Source organism: Enterovibrio baiacu (genome assembly GCF_004120195.1).
Taxonomy (GTDB): Bacteria; Pseudomonadota; Gammaproteobacteria; order Enterobacterales; family Vibrionaceae; genus Enterovibrio; species Enterovibrio baiacui.
The window spans coordinates 19,512-36,166 of record NZ_SCHN01000025.1 but is presented as its reverse complement, the minus strand read 5'-3'; the positions used below and the strand labels follow the sequence as shown (position 1 = coordinate 36,166).

The 16,655-nt window shown below is 47.4% G+C and carries 18 protein-coding genes; 3 read left to right on the top strand and 15 right to left on the bottom strand.

From position 1 onward, the window contains the following. Window positions 1–14: 14 nt before the first annotated feature. The 15 genes from atpF to rpmH form a co-directional block, all read right to left on the bottom strand. A complete protein-coding gene (atpF, locus tag EQP46_RS21650) occupies window positions 15–485 on the bottom strand; it encodes a F0F1 ATP synthase subunit B (protein WP_129495611.1) in 471 nt (156 codons plus the stop codon). Window positions 486–528: 43 nt separating this feature from the next. Continuing rightward, entirely contained in the window at window positions 529–783 is a 255-nt protein-coding gene (gene atpE / locus EQP46_RS21645; protein ID WP_002540812.1) for a F0F1 ATP synthase subunit C, read from the bottom strand. Window positions 784–856: 73 nt separating this feature from the next. Continuing rightward, window positions 857–1,666, bottom strand: a complete 810-nt coding sequence (atpB, locus tag EQP46_RS21640) for a F0F1 ATP synthase subunit A (protein WP_129495610.1) — start codon at window positions 1,664–1,666, stop codon at window positions 857–859. A gap of 8 nt (window positions 1,667–1,674) precedes the next feature. Further along, entirely contained in the window at window positions 1,675–2,064 is a 390-nt protein-coding gene (locus EQP46_RS21635) for a F0F1 ATP synthase subunit I (protein ID WP_017010589.1), read from the bottom strand. 179 nt (window positions 2,065–2,243) lie between these two features. Further along, a complete protein-coding gene (locus EQP46_RS21630) occupies window positions 2,244–3,137 on the bottom strand; it encodes a ParB/RepB/Spo0J family partition protein (RefSeq protein ID WP_129495609.1) in 894 nt (297 codons plus the stop codon). Between the two features lie 8 nt (window positions 3,138–3,145). Continuing rightward, on the bottom strand, window positions 3,146–3,946 hold the full coding sequence (locus EQP46_RS21625) for a ParA family protein (protein WP_129495608.1): 801 nt from the start codon (window positions 3,944–3,946) through the stop codon (window positions 3,146–3,148). Between the two features lie 22 nt (window positions 3,947–3,968). Continuing rightward, window positions 3,969–4,583, bottom strand: coding sequence for a 16S rRNA (guanine(527)-N(7))-methyltransferase RsmG (gene rsmG, locus EQP46_RS21620; protein WP_129495607.1), 615 nt, complete (start codon window positions 4,581–4,583; stop codon window positions 3,969–3,971). Between the two features lie 6 nt (window positions 4,584–4,589). Then, window positions 4,590–6,479, bottom strand: a complete 1,890-nt coding sequence (gene mnmG, locus EQP46_RS21615) for a tRNA uridine-5-carboxymethylaminomethyl(34) synthesis enzyme MnmG (RefSeq protein WP_129495606.1) — start codon at window positions 6,477–6,479, stop codon at window positions 4,590–4,592. 419 nt (window positions 6,480–6,898) lie between these two features. Beyond that, entirely contained in the window at window positions 6,899–7,345 is a 447-nt protein-coding gene (gene mioC / locus EQP46_RS21610; protein WP_129495605.1) for an FMN-binding protein MioC, read from the bottom strand. Between the two features lie 65 nt (window positions 7,346–7,410). Continuing rightward, window positions 7,411–8,538, bottom strand: a complete 1,128-nt coding sequence (locus tag EQP46_RS21605) for a GGDEF domain-containing protein (protein ID WP_240671785.1) — start codon at window positions 8,536–8,538, stop codon at window positions 7,411–7,413. Window positions 8,539–8,633: 95 nt separating this feature from the next. Beyond that, window positions 8,634–9,998, bottom strand: a complete 1,365-nt coding sequence (gene mnmE, locus EQP46_RS21600) for a tRNA uridine-5-carboxymethylaminomethyl(34) synthesis GTPase MnmE (RefSeq protein WP_129495604.1) — start codon at window positions 9,996–9,998, stop codon at window positions 8,634–8,636. Between the two features lie 180 nt (window positions 9,999–10,178). Next, window positions 10,179–11,798 carry a membrane protein insertase YidC gene (gene yidC, locus EQP46_RS21595; RefSeq protein WP_129495603.1) on the bottom strand — a complete coding sequence of 540 codons (1,620 nt, stop codon included), beginning with the start codon at window positions 11,796–11,798 and terminating at the stop codon, window positions 10,179–10,181. A gap of 2 nt (window positions 11,799–11,800) precedes the next feature. Beyond that, window positions 11,801–12,061 (bottom strand): membrane protein insertion efficiency factor YidD, encoded by a 261-nt coding sequence (gene yidD / locus EQP46_RS21590; RefSeq protein WP_129495602.1) that lies wholly within the window; start codon window positions 12,059–12,061, stop codon window positions 11,801–11,803. Further along, window positions 12,025–12,384: a ribonuclease P protein component gene (gene rnpA / locus EQP46_RS21585; protein ID WP_017010580.1), complete on the bottom strand. Its 360-nt coding sequence runs from the start codon at window positions 12,382–12,384 to the stop codon at window positions 12,025–12,027. Before rnpA ends, yidD begins: the two co-directional genes overlap by 37 nt. Window positions 12,385–12,397: 13 nt before the next feature. Then, complete coding sequence (gene rpmH / locus EQP46_RS21580; protein ID WP_025672864.1) at window positions 12,398–12,532, bottom strand: 50S ribosomal protein L34; 135 nt, start codon at window positions 12,530–12,532, stop codon at window positions 12,398–12,400. A gap of 546 nt (window positions 12,533–13,078) precedes the next feature. Here rpmH and dnaA point away from each other — a divergent pair. Genes dnaA through recF form a run of 3 tightly spaced genes read left to right on the top strand, consistent with a single transcriptional unit; the run spans window position 13,079 to window position 16,653 of the window. Beyond that, a complete protein-coding gene (gene dnaA / locus EQP46_RS21575) occupies window positions 13,079–14,467 on the top strand; it encodes a chromosomal replication initiator protein DnaA (RefSeq protein WP_129495601.1) in 1,389 nt (462 codons plus the stop codon). Between the two features lies 1 nt (window position 14,468). After that, the gene (dnaN, locus tag EQP46_RS21570; protein ID WP_129495600.1) at window positions 14,469–15,569 is read left to right on the top strand and encodes a DNA polymerase III subunit beta; all 1,101 of its coding nucleotides are present in this window, start codon (window positions 14,469–14,471) and stop codon (window positions 15,567–15,569) included. Window position 15,570: 1 nt separating this feature from the next. After that, entirely contained in the window at window positions 15,571–16,653 is a 1,083-nt protein-coding gene (gene recF / locus EQP46_RS21565) for a DNA replication/repair protein RecF (RefSeq protein WP_129495599.1), read from the top strand. Window positions 16,654–16,655: the final 2 nt, after the last annotated feature.

Genomic DNA, 16,655 nt, shown 5'->3' with positions numbered 1-16,655 from the left:
TCTGCCCCTCCTTCTTAAAGTTCTGCAGTGATTTTATCGAGAATATCTCGGTGAGCGTTTTCATCGATTGAACGCTCAAGGATTTTCTCTGCACCGATCACGGCTAGAGTTGCAACTTGTTTGCGCAGTTCATCGCGGGCACGGTTGCGTTCAGCCTCGAGTTCAGCCTGTCCTTGATTAAGGATATTTTCACGTTCAGCGTTAGCTTCTTCGCGGGCTTGGTCGATAATTTGTGCTTTACGCTTGTTTGCTTGCTCGATGATCTCAGTTGCAGAGCGCTTTGCTTCTTTAAGTTGATCTGAAGCATTAGCCTGGGCCAAATCCAGGTCTTTTGCGGCACGCTCAGCTGCCGCTAGACCGTCAGCGATTTTCTTCTGACGTTCCTCAATCGCTTGCATGATTGGTGGCCATACATATTTCATGCAGAACACAACAAACATGCTGAATGCGATCGCCTGGCCGATTAGAGTTGCGTTGATATTCACAACACCGCCTCCATTAGTTGGCTAAAGGTACGATTCAGACGACTTAACCCAGCTGACCGACGAATGGGTTCGCGAAGGTGAACAGCAATGCGATTACGATACCGATCATTGGAACAGCATCTAGCAGACCAGCGATGATGAACATCTTAACTTGCAGCATAGGAGCCATCTCTGGTTGACGCGCAGCGCCTTCAAGGAATTTACCGCCAAGCAATGCGAAACCAATCGCAGTACCCAGGGAAGCAAGACCTACAATGATGCCCACGGCAATTGCAGAAAAGCTCAATAAAGTTTCCATCACTATCTCCAGTTTCTTGTTGTCGGCCTAATATGCCGGAAGGTCTAACAAAAGTTGCTTACTTAAAAACGTATTAATGATCTGAATCTTCATGTGCCTGAGACAGGTACACGATAGTCAACATCATAAAGACGAACGCTTGGATGGTAATAACCAAAATGTGGAATATTGCCCACGGTAGTGACCCCAACCATTGCGCCCACCACGGCAGTAGTGCCGCAATCAGGATAAATACCACTTCACCTGCAAACATGTTACCGAACAAACGCATACCCAATGAAATTGGTTTCGCCAGTAGCGAGACCACTTCAAGAAGCAGGTTGAAAGGAATCATAACAGGGTGATTGAACGGGTGAAGAGCCAGTTCTTTAGCAAAGCCGCCAATGCCTTTCACTTTGATGCTGTAATAAATCATCAAGAAGAAGACACCCAGCGCCATCGCCAGCGTGATATTTACGTCTGCTGTTGGTACCACTTTAAGGTAAGGGATACCGAACCAATGTTCCGCCGGATAAGGAAGAAAATCGATAGGAATTAAATCCATCGTATTCATCAAGAATATCCAGACGAAAATGGTCAGAGCCAGTGGAGCAATCAGTGGGTTTTTTCCATGGAAGGTTTCGCGAACGTTCTCATCAACGAACTCGACTAGTATTTCCACAAAACACTGAAGCTTACCAGGGACTCCGGTGGTTGCTTTCTTCGCCACAGAGCGGAATAGCCACAAAAAGCCAAAACCGATCAAGACTGAGAAAAACAGGCTATCAATGTGCACGGCCCAGAAACTACCATCCTCAACCAGTCCTAACTTGTCAGTAGACAGATTAGACAGGTGGTGGGAGATATAACTAGACGGTGTAAGCGCTTCACCTGGCGCAGCCATAACTCATCCTATTTGTTGTTGTTAATGAATAAAACTGGCGCGAGGATGTTGATTCCAAGTACCAGCAAATAGGTCAGTTTGAGGGGAACAAGTTCCACCTCGGCATACAGGTAAACAACGGAGAATAAAACGACAGTTAGTAGAATTTTGAGTACTTCACCGCTGTAGAAAGACGCTACAACCAGCTTGGCCGCTCTTGCTCCACTAAACAGGAATGCACACAATGCAAAGGCTGCGTTGGCTACCACAAAGATGCCACCGCCAATGAGTGCGGAAATTCCCCAGTCGACATTGATGGTGGTCACCATCAAGATTGCCGTTGCTAACACGACGCACACCTGTAACAGCAGCAACCTTTTCGCAAGCTTGCGACCTGGTCGCGTGAGCGTCGATACCATGTATTCGTTCCTCGATTCCTTTCCTCGTAGCACTTTGTCGTGCTGGGAAAACTGCGAAAATTATACGGGTCACCCTTTTGAATGCAATCTCATCACCCCAAAAAGCGAGGCTAAATTTTACAACAGGGTAACCTGATCACAGTAAGCAAAAATATGTAACAAAATCTCAACGCGTGAAATCACACTTCTTTATCGAGAATTGCAAGAATTTGCATAAGTTTTTCGTTTTGATCAAAACTGATGACTAACTTTCCGCTGCCACTTTGGCTTTGTGAAAGTGTCACCTTGGTGCCAAGTTTATCTGCCAATCTGTCTTGCACTTCCAATATCTGAGGTGAAGGCTGATTTGCTGCAGACTCTACTGCTGGCGCTTGCATCTTTTTCACCAAAGCTTCGGTCTGTCTCACAGTGAATTTTTTATTCACCGCTAACACCGCCGCTTCGATTTGCGACTCACCTTCCAATGAAAGGAGTGCGCGCGCATGGCCCATTTCTAATTGGCGGCCAAGTAAGAGCTTTTTCACGCCGGCTTCGAGGCCGTTTAAACGTAATAAATTGCTGATTGTTGTACGCGATTTACCCAATGCCTCAGCCAATTGTTGGTGAGTCAGAGAAAAATCGTGCACTAATCGGTTGAGGGCTTCTGCCTCTTCCATGGCATTGAGGTCTTCGCGTTGAATGTTCTCTATCAACGCGATGGCGCTAGCGGCTTTGTCATTCAATTCACGTACTAAGCACGGTACGTGGGTCAAACCCGCTTTTTTCGATGCTCTCCAGCGACGCTCACCAGCAATGATTTCGTATTGCTGTGCGTCCACTTTACGAACAACAAGCGGCTGAATAACGCCTTGTGCGCGTATTGATTCAGCCAATTCGTCTAAGGCTTCAGGTTCCATTTCTTGTCGAGGTTGATACATACCAGGACGAAGAACAGCCAAAGGCAATTGTTGTAACTCACTATGATTAACGGCTTCCTGGCGTTCAACATTCATGTCGACGCGTGCTTGTGCTTTCGCACTCGTCGCAAGGAGGGCATCAAGCCCTTTGCCCAATCCACGTTTGGGAGTGTTCATTTAATTCCTTAAGAAGCGTTCGCTGCGTTTGCCGTAAATCTTGCTTGTTCTTCTCGGCGAAGCATTTCACCTGCGAGGGCAAGGTATGCTTTAGCTCCGCTTGAATATTTATCATAATACATGGCAGGTCGCCCATGGCTCGGCGCTTCTGCAAGGCGCACATTGCGCGGTATTACTGTGCGATACACTTTATCACCAAAGTGTTTCTTAATCTGATCGGACACTTCCGTGGCCAATCGATTTCTTGGATCGTACATGGTTCTGAGCAAACCTTCGACATGTAAATCCGCATTCACCACACTTGCTAGCTTGCTGATGGTATCCATCAACGCTGTTAACCCTTCCAGTGCAAAATATTCACACTGCATCGGCACAAGCACAGAGTTTGATGCTGTCATGGCATTGATTGTAAGAAGGTTTAACGAAGGGGGACAATCTATGAAGATGAAATCATAGTTTTCACGCACTTCCGCTAGCGCATTGCGCAATCTTACTTCTCGCGCAAACACTTCCATGAGTTTTATTTCGGCAGCGGTCACATCGCCATTTGCCGCGATAAGATGATACCCACCGGTTGTTTCCGTCACCACCACATCATTGAAAGGGGTTTCTTCCACAAGTAAATCATAGGCCGTGGCATCGACATCATATTTATCGACACCACTGGCCATTGTCGCGTTTCCCTGCGGGTCTAGGTCTATAACAAGCACCTTGCGCTGGGTTGCGGCCAAAGACGCAGCCAGATTAATACAGGTCGTTGTTTTACCAACGCCCCCTTTTTGGTTCGCAATTGCTATGACTTTTCCCACAAGTAAACCTCGCCAGACAATCCTATTTAGCCAAGATTACTAGATGACGTTGCCCTTCCAATCCGGGAACAGTCAAAGGTTTGATATCGGTCACAGAACAATCAGCAGGTAGGGCATCAATCTCAGCTTGGTCGACTTGTCCTTTCAATGCGAGGAAGTGACCATCCGCTGCAGGTAAATGGTGACACCAACTGATCATATCGTTCATTGAGGCAAATGCACGACTTAATACACCATCAAAACCTGCTTCCGGTTGGAAGTCTTCAACACGGCTTTGGACAGGGGTGACATTGTCAATTTTCAGCTCATGAATGACCTGACGAATAAAACGAATACGTTTCCCCAAGCTATCAAGCAAGGTAAATGATTTATCAGGGTTTACGATCGCGAGCGGGATCCCAGGAAGGCCTGGTCCAGTGCCAACATCAATAAACGTTGATCCTTCCAAATGCTGACTCACGACAATGCTGTCCATGATGTGTTTGATGATCATTTCTTGAGGATCGCGTACTGACGTCAGGTTATACGCCTTATTCCATTTGTGAAGCATTTCAACATAGCCGATCAATTGATCTTGTTGATGAGCAGGGATCTCCATCCCTGCCTGTTCAATGAGTTGCGCTAGACGTTGTTTCACAGCCCGTTAGGCTCCTTTTTTCAGCATGCCTTGTTTTTTCAAGTGCACCAAAAGAATAGAAATTGCCGCAGGTGTAATACCTGAAATACGCGACGCTTTACCGATAGTTTCAGGGCGCGTATCTTGCAATTTCGCAATCACCTCATTAGATAAACCTTTGATTTGTTTATAATCAAGTTCAATCGGCAATTGTGTGTTCTCATGGCGAATCGATTTCTCAATCTCGTCTTTTTGACGATTGATATACCCTTCGTATTTCACTTGAATTTCAACTTGTTCGCGCGCCTGCTGATCGTCATGAGCGGGGGCGAAAGCCGCTTGAGCAACAAGCTGATCGTACGTTACTTCAGGACGACGAAGCAGATCTTCACCGTTTGCTTCTCGCGTCATCGGCGCTTTTAGAATGCCATTGATCGCGTCTGCGTGTTCAGAGGTAGGGTTTACCCAAATACCGCGAAGACGTTGTGCTTCTTGCTCGATATTTTCCAGCTTCTGGTTAAAACGGGCCCAGCGCTCATCATCAACCAAGCCCAATTGACGACCCATTTCAGTCAGGCGCAAATCGGCATTGTCTTCACGTAGCAACAAACGGTATTCCGCACGGGAGGTGAACATACGGTACGGTTCTTTCGTACCCATGGTCGACAAATCGTCAATCAACACGCCCATGTAAGCCTGGTCGCGACGAGGACACCAACCTTCTTTGTCCTGCGCATACAACGCAGCGTTAGCGCCCGCTAACAAACCTTGAGCAGCCGCTTCTTCATAACCGGTCGTACCGTTGATTTGGCCAGCAAAGAATAAGCCTTGCATGTGTTTTGTTTCAAAGGTTTGCTTCAGATCGCGGGGATCGAAGAAATCGTATTCGATCGCGTAACCAGGGCGGATCACACGTGCATTTTCAAAGCCCTTGATCGAATGAATGATCCCCATCTGCACATCAAAAGGCAGGCTGGTGGAGATGCCGTTCGGGTAAAGCTCGTGGGTAGTTAAACCTTCGGGTTCAACGAAAATTTGGTGTTTGTCTTTGTCCGCAAAGCGCATCACCTTGTCTTCAATCGATGGGCAATAGCGAGGACCAATACCTTCAATCACACCTGCATACATCGGGCTGCGATCAAGGTTATTGCGAATCACATCATGTGTTTTTTCATTGGTGTAGGTGATGTAACACGGCACCTGACGCGGATGGTCAGCAGTGCTACCCATGAAAGAAAACACAGGGCGTGGGTTATCACCATGTTGCTCTTGCATCACACTAAAATCGACAGTGCGCGCATCAATACGAGGTGGTGTACCGGTTTTAAGTCGGTCAACACGGAATGGCAACTCACGAAGGCGATCAGCCAAGGCGATCGATGGAGGATCCCCCGCACGACCACCAGAATAATTCTCTAGACCAATATGGATTTTACCGCCGAGAAATGTTCCAACGGTCAAAACAACCGCTTTTGCACGGAATTTAAGACCCATTTCCGTCACAACACCTGTTACGCGATCTTTATCAACGATCACATCGATAACAGCTTGTTGGAAAAGCATTAGGTTGGGTTGATTCTCAAGCGTTTCACGAACAGCCGCTTTGTACAATGCACGGTCAGCTTGTGCGCGAGTCGCACGAACAGCTGGGCCTTTTGATGCATTAAGCGTGCGGAACTGAATTCCACCTTTGTCGATTGCACGGGCCATCAAGCCGCCAAGCGCATCGACTTCTTTCACCAGATGTCCTTTTCCGATCCCGCCAATGGCTGGGTTACATGACATTTGCCCCAATGTATCAATGTTGTGCGTCAGTAGCAGGGTTTGTTGACCCATACGTGCAGCAGCCAGTGCAGCTTCCGTACCTGCATGACCACCACCAACAACGATGACATCAAAGTTATCTTGGTAAAACATGGTGTGACCTCGAAAAAGGAAAGGTTGATCGATTGGTTGAGCAAAGGAGGATCATTCTACCGCTTTTCCTTAGGGGAGAGAACCAAAAGTGTGATCTTAGATCGCAGGGGTGCTCTTTAAAATATATAAAGATCTTTTATATAGATCTTCTATTGGATCTTTTATTAAGGAAGGCGATCTGTGTGGATAAGTGATAAATGATCAACATGATCATGCAGTTATTGAGGATCATTAACTGTGTGATAGCTTGGATCAATTACGGTACTTCTTGGGATCAAAATGGCTAGTTATCAACAGGTGAGGAAAGTGGGAAAAGTTATTATTGGGATAACTATAGGTTGATCACCGTTTAGATCTATAGTTATCCACAATGGGGAGGTCACATTTTTGAATGTTTTTTGGTGAGTGAAGAGGCTTATTTATTCACAGAACGACTTTTTCCACGTGGATAACCACGCTTCAGCAGGTTCTTCAGGAAGAGGATCGTGAAGGATATCTATCTCTAAACGCGTCGCATCACGTTGCGCACCCAATGAAGAAAGCAGGTTATCGGCATGCTGGCCAGCCCCACAAAACGTGTCATAGCTGGAGTCTCCAATCGCGATGACAGCGAAGCGGAGATGACTTAAGTCCGGGGCTTGCTGCTCAAGTTCTTCCATCACTGGTGCGATGTTTTCAGGATAATCACCGGCGCCGTGTGTAGAGGTGATAAGTAAAAGTCTTTTACTATCAATGATATCAGACAGCTCACCTTCATTGACGACAGTGACATTGTGTCCTTCATTAGAGAGCAAATCTGCAAGATGATCGCCAACGTATTCTGCGCCACCTAAGGTGCTGCCTGTTAGCAAAGTGATTGTTGTCATGTGTTGTCTTCATCTGATTGTCTTAGGTGGAATCAGTATTGAAGGGATAAGAAGGGCAAGTCAAGCTAACTCGTTTTATCGTAGTCCTTGTAATTCAAACCGTTTGTTTTTCTTGATGCTAGCGATAAGATTTTGTTTTTACCGCGTTTTTTTGCATTTTTGGTAGCAAGATAAGCGTCGTCGATAAGCTGAGACCCTGACGAACAACCGTCATACCGAGCGGAAACGCCAAGGCTAGCTGTGCGTTTTACTGCGGTATGTTCAAGCAAAACAACACTGCGACAGACAGCAATCTTTAGCTGTTCGGCCGCCAGCATGGCATCTGTTTGCGCGGTCTCTTTTAGCAAAATGACAAACACATCGGCATGAAGTCGACCGATAGGTGTGCCTTGTGGAAGGTTTTCTTTTAATAGTTTTGCGATGTGGATAAGCACATGATCGCCTGTTGTTCTTCCATGCATCTCATTGATTTGTCTGAAATCATCAATGTCTATGACGACCGCTGATAGAGGTGCATCTTTTCGAAGGGCTTGATAGTAAAGCTCATCAGCTTGCTTATAGATGGTCTGACTGTTGGTGGTTTCGGTGAGTAAATCTTCGTGGATAAGTTTTCGCGAAGATTTATCAATGCTATGTAAATCAACGAGATAAAAATCAGTTAGCGCCACGGATGCGAGTACAAGCACGAGTACAACACACAAGTATGCCGCTCGCGCGTTAGCATCGGTCAGCGCCAAGATAGGATCTTGTGCGGGTACAGTTTTGGCGAGAAAAAGCAGAACGATGGCAATTAAAGACAGAATATATCTCGGCATTCTGTCGTTAGGATCGAAGACCAAAACAACGGCAGTTGGCACCACCAGCAAGAGCAGTTCGGTTTCGAAATTATCAGATAAGACAAACAAGGGCAGCGTGAATTGTTGGATGAAAAACACCACAAAAATCCAATATTTTGCCAGCCAGAGCATGCCTTCTCGGGTGAGGACGAAAGTGATGGCAAAGATAAGTGCAAAAAGACCGTTGAAGAGCGCTGCAGAAGCACTGCCAAACGCAAACCAAAACAACGCAGAGAACAGAAGTGTGCCGCCCGCACACAGGCAAGCCAGAAGGTTCACCATACGTAGGTGATGTATCTGAAGCTTGTCGCAGCGCGCTATGCCCAAATTAAGCATAGGGTTAAGGCTATTTATCATTCACGGTTGTCTTCGGTGGGATGTGTAGATAAGTGTAGCAAAGACGAGACAATGTCGAGGGCAGAAAAAAGCTGCCCAGAGGCAGCTTTAAGGGATTATTTACCGATACAAAAGGAGCTGAAGATCCTGCCAAGCAGATCGTCTGAGCTGAACTCACCCGTGATCTCGCTGAGGTGTTGCTGTGCGATCCTAAGCTCTTCGGCCAAGATTTCGCCAGCCATATACCCTTCAAGCTGATCTTTACCCGTGTCCAAATGACGCGATGCGGCATCAAGCGCGGCAAGGTGACGTCGACGCGCCATAAAGCCGCCTTCAGTGGCGCCCGAAAAGCCCATGCAAGCTTTCAAATGTTCACGCAGTGCATCGACCCCTGTGCCTGTTTTCGCACTTAGGCGGATTAAGGTAGGCTGGCTTGCATGACAGATACCCAATAATTCGCCAGTCACATCGGCTTTATTACGGATCACCGTCATGCCAATGTTTTCTGGTAGACGGTCGATAAACTCAGGCCAAATGTCTTCAGGCGACGTCGCATCCGTTGTGGTGCCATCCACCATAAACAGTACGCGGTCTGCTTGTGCAATTTCATCCCACGCGCGCTCAATACCAATGCGTTCTACTTCGTCAGAAGCATCGCGAAGGCCCGCGGTATCAATGATGTGAAGTGGCATACCATCAATGTGAATGTGTTCACGCAATACGTCACGCGTTGTGCCGGCGATATCGGTCACGATGGCGCTGTCTTTACCAGATAGGGCATTCAGTAGGCTGGATTTCCCCGCATTTGGACGACCTGCAATCACCACTTTCATGCCTTCACGCATGATGGCACCTTGGTTCGCTTCTTTGCGCACATCATTCAGTGAATCGATGATACCGTTAAGATCCGCGGCCACTTTGCCATCAGACAAGAAGTCGATTTCTTCGTCGGGGAAATCGATGGCTGCTTCCACGTAGATACGAAGATGAATCAGTGCTTCAACAAGGTGGTTAATTTTATGCGAAAACGCCCCTTGAAGGCTTTGAAGTGCACTTTTCGCGGCTTGTTCTGAACTCGCATCAATCAGATCAGCAATGGCCTCTGCTTGTGCTAAATCCAGTTTGTCGTTCAAGAAGGCACGCTCTGAAAACTCACCAGGCTTGGCGGTGCGCACACCCTCAATCGCCACAATGCGTTTTATCAGCATGTCCATGATCACCGGCCCGCCGTGACCTTGAAGCTCTAGTACGTCTTCACCAGTGAAAGAATTTGGCGCTTGGAAGTACAAGGCGATACCTTGGTCTAGTGCCGCACCCTGTTCATCTTTAAACGGCAAATATTCAGCACGACGAACAGGCAATTCTCGGCCTGTGACTGCCATGGCGACTTCTCTCGCTTTCGGTCCTGAAACGCGAACGATACCCACACCGCCGCGTCCTGGCGGGGTAGCTTGTGCGACGATAGTGTCTGTGTAACTCATGGTAGCTAAAACCTACTGATGGAAATTGCTGCTAGTGTAACCTCAAACTTTATCAATATGCAGACTTAAGCGTCATAGCAGACTGAAGACATTCGCCTAAAAAGCGTGAGGTTGGGAAAGTTGATGGGGTATAAACGAAGAAAGGCGGCCAATGGCCGCCTTGTCTTTATTCGTTACCACTTACTTACGGCTGTGAAGGCCTTTCTTCTCCAGCGCGCGGTAAATCAACGTTTGCTGGATAAGTGTGACGATGTTCGATACCAACCAGTAAAGTACTAGGCCAGCAGGGAACCACAGGAAGAACACGGTGAACATCACAGGCATGAAGTTCATGATCTTCTGCTGCATTGGATCAGTCACTGTGCTTGGGCTCATCTTCTGGATAAGGAACATTGATGCACCCATCAGAAGTGGCAGCACGTAGTATGGATCCGGTGCTGACAAGTCTTGAATCCAAAGCATGAACGGCGCGTGGCGCAGTTCTACCGATTCCATCAATGCCCAGTAAAGCGCAATGAAGATTGGCATTTGAAGGATAAGAGGAAGACACCCACCCAGAGGGTTCACTTTCTCTTTCTTATACAGCTCCATCATTTCTTGGCTCATGCGCTGGCGGTCATCGCCAATACGCTCACGCATTTCCGCCAATTTAGGCTGCAGCATGCGCATTTTTGCCATTGAGGTGTACTGCGCTTTAGTCAGCGGGTACATCGCACCACGAACGATGAAGGTCAATAGGATGATTGCGACACCCCAGTTGCCAACGAAGCCATGAATGGTTGCTAGCAACCAATGCAGTGGGCTTGCGATGAACCACAACCAACCGTAATCAACCGTCAGGTTAAGGTTAGGTGCAGTCGCTTCCATTTGGTCTTGTAGCTTAGGACCTACCCACAAGGTTGAATCCAAGGTGGTTTCAGTACCTGCAGCAACGGTGGTTGTTGGGTAGCGAACACCGATGAAACCTTGGCCATTGCTGGTGCGGGTATACAGATTTGCTTCACCTTCAGCGTGTGGGATCCAAGCAGCAACAAAGTAGTGTTGCATCATGGCAGCCCAGCCGTCGTTGGCGATAGTCAGGTTAAGGTTCTTATCCTGCATGTCGTCAAAGCTGTATTTTTTGTATTTCGTGTCATCTGCTGAGTATGCACCACCACGGTAGGTAGGCATGGTCAAGCTGCCGCCATCATCAAGCAGGTTTTGCTTAAGTTGCGCGTACATTTGTACAGATGCTGGCTTGTCCGTTTCGTTATCAATGGTGTAATCCACGCCAACGGCGTAGTTACCACGTTTCAGAACGAACACTTTGGTGTAGTTGATGCCATCTTTTGACAACGTCAATGGTACACGAAGCTCATCTTGGCCATCAGCAAGGGTAAATTCAGTTGCTGTGGTTGAGAATTGAGCACGGCCATTTAGCGTATCGATGCCGTTAGGGCCAATCAGACCACTTTGTGCAACGAATGCATGATCGGGTTGGTTCTTCAGCAGAACAAATTTGTCCTCAGAGCCGAATTCCGCGTCATAGTTTTCCAATTCCGCACGAATGACATCACCGCCAAGCGTATCAACAGTCAGTGTCAATACATCGGTATGGATAGTGATCAGCTTGTTAGAGGCTGAATCCTGGGTCAGAGGCTGAGAAGCGTCTGTGCTGGCAGGTACATCACCACTGTGTTGTGCTTGCTGTGTTACGCCCGGTCCCTGTGGTTGAGGGGAGTTTGCTTCATTCCAGTTGAGGTACAACATGAAAGAAACGAACATTAGGGCAATCAACAGGATATTGCGTTGAGAATCCATTGCTAATTGTCTCGATTATGAGTATGACGCGGGGGCACAGGATCGTACCCACCATGATTAAGAGGATGGCATTTTAATAGACGTTTGCTAGCGAACCAACACCCTTTTACAACACCGTGACGGTTGACCGCTTCTATGGCGTATTGGGAGCATGTCGGTGTGAAACGACATCGTGGCCCTAGAAGGGGGCTGATGAAGAGTTGGTATCCGCGAAACAGTCCAGTGACTATTTTTTTCGCGGCGGTCGAGATAAACGTTGCCATAATTTATCGAGCAGCACACTCAGTTCTTCGTTACTGAGCTCATTGGCACTTTTCTTTGCAATCACAACAAAATCTTTCGCAGGCAACGAATGTTGATGCAAGCGAAAACTTTCGCGAACTAAACGCTTAAAGCGGTTGCGGTCGACAGCAAGTTTGATTTGTTTTTTTGGCACTGCCTGTCCCATGCGTGGATGGTCAAGCGTGTTATTGCGCGCAAGAATGGTTAAGTGTGGTGAGCCAGCGCGATGAGGTTGCTGGAAGACAGAGTTGAAATGTGCGGGAGTTAACAGACGTAACTCCCGACAAAAAGCGAACTTATTCACAAATCACTAGTGATTATTTAGAAAGTTGCTTACGGCCTTTCGCACGGCGAGCGGCAATAACCTTGCGGCCATTCTTAGTTGCCATGCGCGCACGGAAACCGTGAGTGCGCTTACGCTTTAGAACGGAAGGTTGAAAAGTGCGTTTCATGGTTTCTACCTTAATTACTGATCAGTTTTTAGGTTTGTTAACCCGACGTGGGACAAAGTCCGACGCCTCTCAACAAAGAGGGCGGATTGTAATCACTGACCGAGTTATAGTCAATGTTAAAACCAGAAATGGCCACAATCCGAACTCTATGGGCGCGGAATTATACGGATTTGAAAAGTTAGCGCAAGGATCCTTCACCGATCTTATCCACTTTTCGTTGTGTGAAGCCTGTTATTTTTCGTGGGGTAAAGAAGGTATAAAAAGTGGAAACGCGATCTTTCCTGCAAATCAGGTCATTTTGATCGCATGTGACTTTTTGTGGAGTAAACGAATAACTAATGTGATCAGTTCTACGTTTTTATCCCGGTTAATGGGCCTAATCTGTGAGTAACTGGGGTGAAACCGGTGCAGATCGGCAAGATAATTGTGCGATCTGTGTGTATAACTTCGATCTTATTCACTGCAAAAGGGATCTTCTCTCTAGCGATCCTTGTCGTAGAAGTATAAAATTGCTTCCCTTTTCATTTATCGAGTGTGGAGTCAGACGTGTCATCTTCGCTTTGGTTGCAGTGCCTTCAGCGCCTTCAAGAGGATCTTCCTGCAACAGAATTCAGCATGTGGGTTCGACCGCTTCAGGCGGAGTTAAATGACAACACCTTGACTTTGTTTGCACCAAACCGTTTTGTGCTGGACTGGGTGAGAGATAAGTATCTCAACAGTATCAACCAGTTACTCAACGAGTTTTGTGGTGCAGATATGCCAGTGTTGCGTTTCGAAGTCGGCAGTAAACCTGTCGCCCCTGTTGCACCACCGAGTCAACCTGCAGCACCTGCGCCGTCTGCCCCTGTTGCGAAACCGAGTGTCGGTCGTACATGGGAACCTGCGCCTTCACCGGTTCAGTCAGACGTTAACCACAGATCAAATGTTAACCCTAAACATAAGTTCACTAACTTTGTTGAAGGTAAATCTAACCAATTGGCGTTAGCGGCAGCAAGACAGGTCGCCGATAACCCAGGGGCGGCTTATAACCCTCTTTTCTTATATGGCGGAACAGGTTTAGGTAAAACGCACCTGTTACATGCTGTGGGGAATGCGATCAGCGATCGTAAAGTAGACGCCCGTGTGGTGTACATGCACTCTGAACGTTTTGTTCAGGACATGGTAAAAGCACTGCAGAATAACCAAATTGAAGAATTCAAACGCTATTACCGCAGCGTTGATGCTTTGCTTATCGATGACATTCAATTTTTTGCGAACAAAGAACGCTCGCAGGAAGAGTTCTTCCATACCTTTAATGCCTTGTTAGAAGGCAATCAGCAGATCATTTTGACCTCTGACCGTTATCCGAAAGAGATTAACGGGGTAGAAGATCGCCTCAAATCGCGTTTTGGTTGGGGTTTGACGGTAGCGATCGAGCCACCTGAGCTTGAAACGCGCGTCGCGATCTTGATGAAAAAGGCGGAAGACCACAACATTCGCTTGCCCGATGAAGTGGCGTTTTTCATTGCAAAACGTCTTCGCTCAAATGTTCGAGAGCTCGAAGGGGCGCTTAATCGCGTGATAGCGAATGCTAACTTCACAGGCCGAGCGATCACCATTGATTTCGTGCGTGAAGCGTTACGTGACTTGCTCGCACTTCAAGAAAAACTGGTTACCATTGATAACATTCAGAAGACTGTTGCTGAATATTATAAAATTAAGATGGCTGACCTATTATCTAAGCGTCGTAGCCGTTCAGTTGCTCGTCCTCGCCAAGTGGCGATGGCGTTATCAAAAGAGCTGACAAACCATAGCTTGCCGGAAATTGGTGATGCATTTGGTGGGCGCGATCATACTACGGTACTTCATGCGTGCCGAAAGATTGAACAGTTGCGCGAAGAAAGCCACGATATAAAAGAAGATTATTCAAACCTGATCCGGACTCTGTCGTCATAATATGAAATTTACACTTACTCGCGACGTATTCTTAAAGCCATTGCAGCAGGTTTCTGGTGCGCTTGGCGGCCGACCAACACTGCCGATTCTTGGCAACATTCTTCTTAAAGTAGATGCGGGTCAACTTACGATGACGTGCACCGATCTCGAAGTAGAATTGATTGCGTCTTTGCCACTTGAAGGCGAAGCAGAAGACGGTGCGGTGACAGTTCCTTCTCGTAAGTTCCTCGACATCTGTCGTGGTCTTCCAGACAGCGCGCCGATTAATTTCACGGCGGAAGGTGATCGTGCGGTTATCCGTTCTGGTCGTAGCCGTTTCACGCTGTCTACGTTGCCAGCGGCTGATTTCCCGAATATCGAAGATTGGCAAAGCACGGTCGAATTTACCTTGTCTCAAGGTAAGTTGCGTCAGCTAATTGAGAGCACCGCGTTCTCTATGGCTAACCAAGATGTACGTTATTTCCTAAACGGTATGTTGCTAGAAACCGACGGCACAACGCTTCGCAGCGTAGCGACCGACGGTCACCGTATGGCGGTGGGGATAACAGCATTAGAAAGCAGTCTCGAGAACCAACAAGTCATTGTGCCACGCAAAGGTGTGACGGAATTGATGCGCTTGCTGGATCAGCAAGATGCACCCGTTACGATCCAAATCGGCAGTGCGAACATCCGCGCACAAGTGAACCAGTTTATTTTCACGTCTAAACTGGTTGATGGCCGTTTTCCCGACTATCGCCGCGTGATGCCTCAGTCTTCTAATAAAACAATGGAAGCGGGCTGCGATGAACTGCGTCAGGCGTTTTCTCGTGCAGCCATCTTGTCTAATGAAAAATTCCGCGGTGTGCGCCTGAACGTCAGCAATGGCCAACTGCGTATTTCTGCACATAACCCTGAACAAGAAGAAGCTGAAGAATTTGTTGATGTCGATTACCAAGGTGAAGAATTGGAAATCGGTTTCAACGTCAGTTATGTGCTCGACGTACTGAATACGCTCAAGTGTGATCAAGTGCGTTTCTCTATGACGGATGGTACGGCAAGTACCTTGGTGGAAGACTGTAACAGTGATGACGCCATGTACGTGGTAATGCCAATCCGTCTATAACATGGCACTAACCCGATTATCCGTACACGATTTACGAAACATTGAAGCCTGTGACCTTAGCCTGTCATCAGGCTTCAATTTTCTTGTCGGACCGAATGGCAGCGGTAAAACCAGTGTCTTAGAAGCCGTTTATTACTTAGGGCACGGGCGCTCGTTTCGAAGTCAGCTAACGGGCCGTGTGATCAGACATCAACAAGAGAGATTGGTGGTGCATGGTCGCGTGATTTCAAGTGACTCTGATAGCTTCTTGCCAGTCGGTTTACAAAAGAACAGAGATGGCTCTACCGACGTAAAAATCGGTGTAGAAAAGGGGCAGAAACTGGTGCAACTGGCGGAAGTGCTGCCCATGCAACTGATAACCCCTGAAGGGTTTGAATTGCTGACTGGTGGCCCTAAATTCCGTCGTGCCTTTATCGACTGGGGTGTGTTCCATGTGGAACCTCAGTTTTTTCCTGTTTGGTCACGCGTGAAGCGATTGACCAAGCAACGCAATGCGTTATTGAAAACGGCGCGAAGCTATCGAGAGCTGAGCTATTGGGATGCAGAATTGGCACCGTTAGCGAATCAAATCGATCAGTGGCGACGTGAATACATCAACAAGCTTGCGGAGAGAGCCTCTGCATTGTGCCAGGCATTTTTGCCTGAATACGACATTAAGCTCAGCTATTCACGTGGCTGGGAGAAAGACACAGATTATGCCGAATTGCTGCGTGATAATTTTCTTCGCGATCAGCAATTAGGTTATACCGTCAGTGGCCCACACAAATCTGATTTGCGCTTGCGTATTAACAATACGCCGGTCGAAGATGTTCTGTCTCGTGGCCAACTCAAACTGATGGTGTGTGCACTGCGTTTGGCGCAGGGCCAACAGCTTACTGAAGACAAAGGTAAGCAATGTATCTATCTGATAGATGATTTTGCGTCTGAGCTGGATAGCCAGCGTCGGGCGCTCTTGGCTGAGCAGTTAAAAGCCACCGGTGCGCAAGTATTTGTAAGTGCCATTAGTGCCGATCAGGTCGCTGAAATGTCCGACGAAAATAGTAAGATGTTTCATGTGGAACACGGTAAAATAGCCGCAGAATAAAT

Excerpts from the sequence above, each read along its gene's own strand:
- EQP46_RS21635 (WP_017010589.1), bottom strand. The coding sequence starts at position 2,064 with ATGGTATCGACGCTCACGCGACCAGGTCGCAAGCTTGCGAAAAGGTTG.
- atpB (WP_129495610.1), bottom strand. The coding sequence starts at position 1,666 with ATGGCTGCGCCAGGTGAAGCGCTTACACCGTCTAGTTATATCTCCCAC.
- yidD (WP_129495602.1), bottom strand. The coding sequence starts at position 12,061 with ATGGCAACGTTTATCTCGACCGCCGCGAAAAAAATAGTCACTGGACTG.
- mioC (WP_129495605.1), bottom strand. The coding sequence starts at position 7,345 with ATGACAACAATCACTTTGCTAACAGGCAGCACCTTAGGTGGCGCAGAA.
- EQP46_RS21605 (WP_240671785.1), bottom strand. The coding sequence starts at position 8,538 with ATGATAAATAGCCTTAACCCTATGCTTAATTTGGGCATAGCGCGCTGC.
- mnmG (WP_129495606.1), bottom strand. The coding sequence starts at position 6,479 with ATGTTTTACCAAGATAACTTTGATGTCATCGTTGTTGGTGGTGGTCAT.
- recF (WP_129495599.1), top strand. The coding sequence starts at position 15,571 with ATGGCACTAACCCGATTATCCGTACACGATTTACGAAACATTGAAGCC.
- dnaN (WP_129495600.1), top strand. The coding sequence starts at position 14,469 with ATGAAATTTACACTTACTCGCGACGTATTCTTAAAGCCATTGCAGCAG.
- mnmE (WP_129495604.1), bottom strand. The coding sequence starts at position 9,998 with ATGAGTTACACAGACACTATCGTCGCACAAGCTACCCCGCCAGGACGC.
- rpmH (WP_025672864.1), bottom strand. The coding sequence starts at position 12,532 with ATGAAACGCACTTTTCAACCTTCCGTTCTAAAGCGTAAGCGCACTCAC.
- yidC (WP_129495603.1), bottom strand. The coding sequence starts at position 11,798 with ATGGATTCTCAACGCAATATCCTGTTGATTGCCCTAATGTTCGTTTCT.
- atpE (WP_002540812.1), bottom strand. The coding sequence starts at position 783 with ATGGAAACTTTATTGAGCTTTTCTGCAATTGCCGTGGGCATCATTGTA.
- EQP46_RS21630 (WP_129495609.1), bottom strand. The coding sequence starts at position 3,137 with ATGAACACTCCCAAACGTGGATTGGGCAAAGGGCTTGATGCCCTCCTT.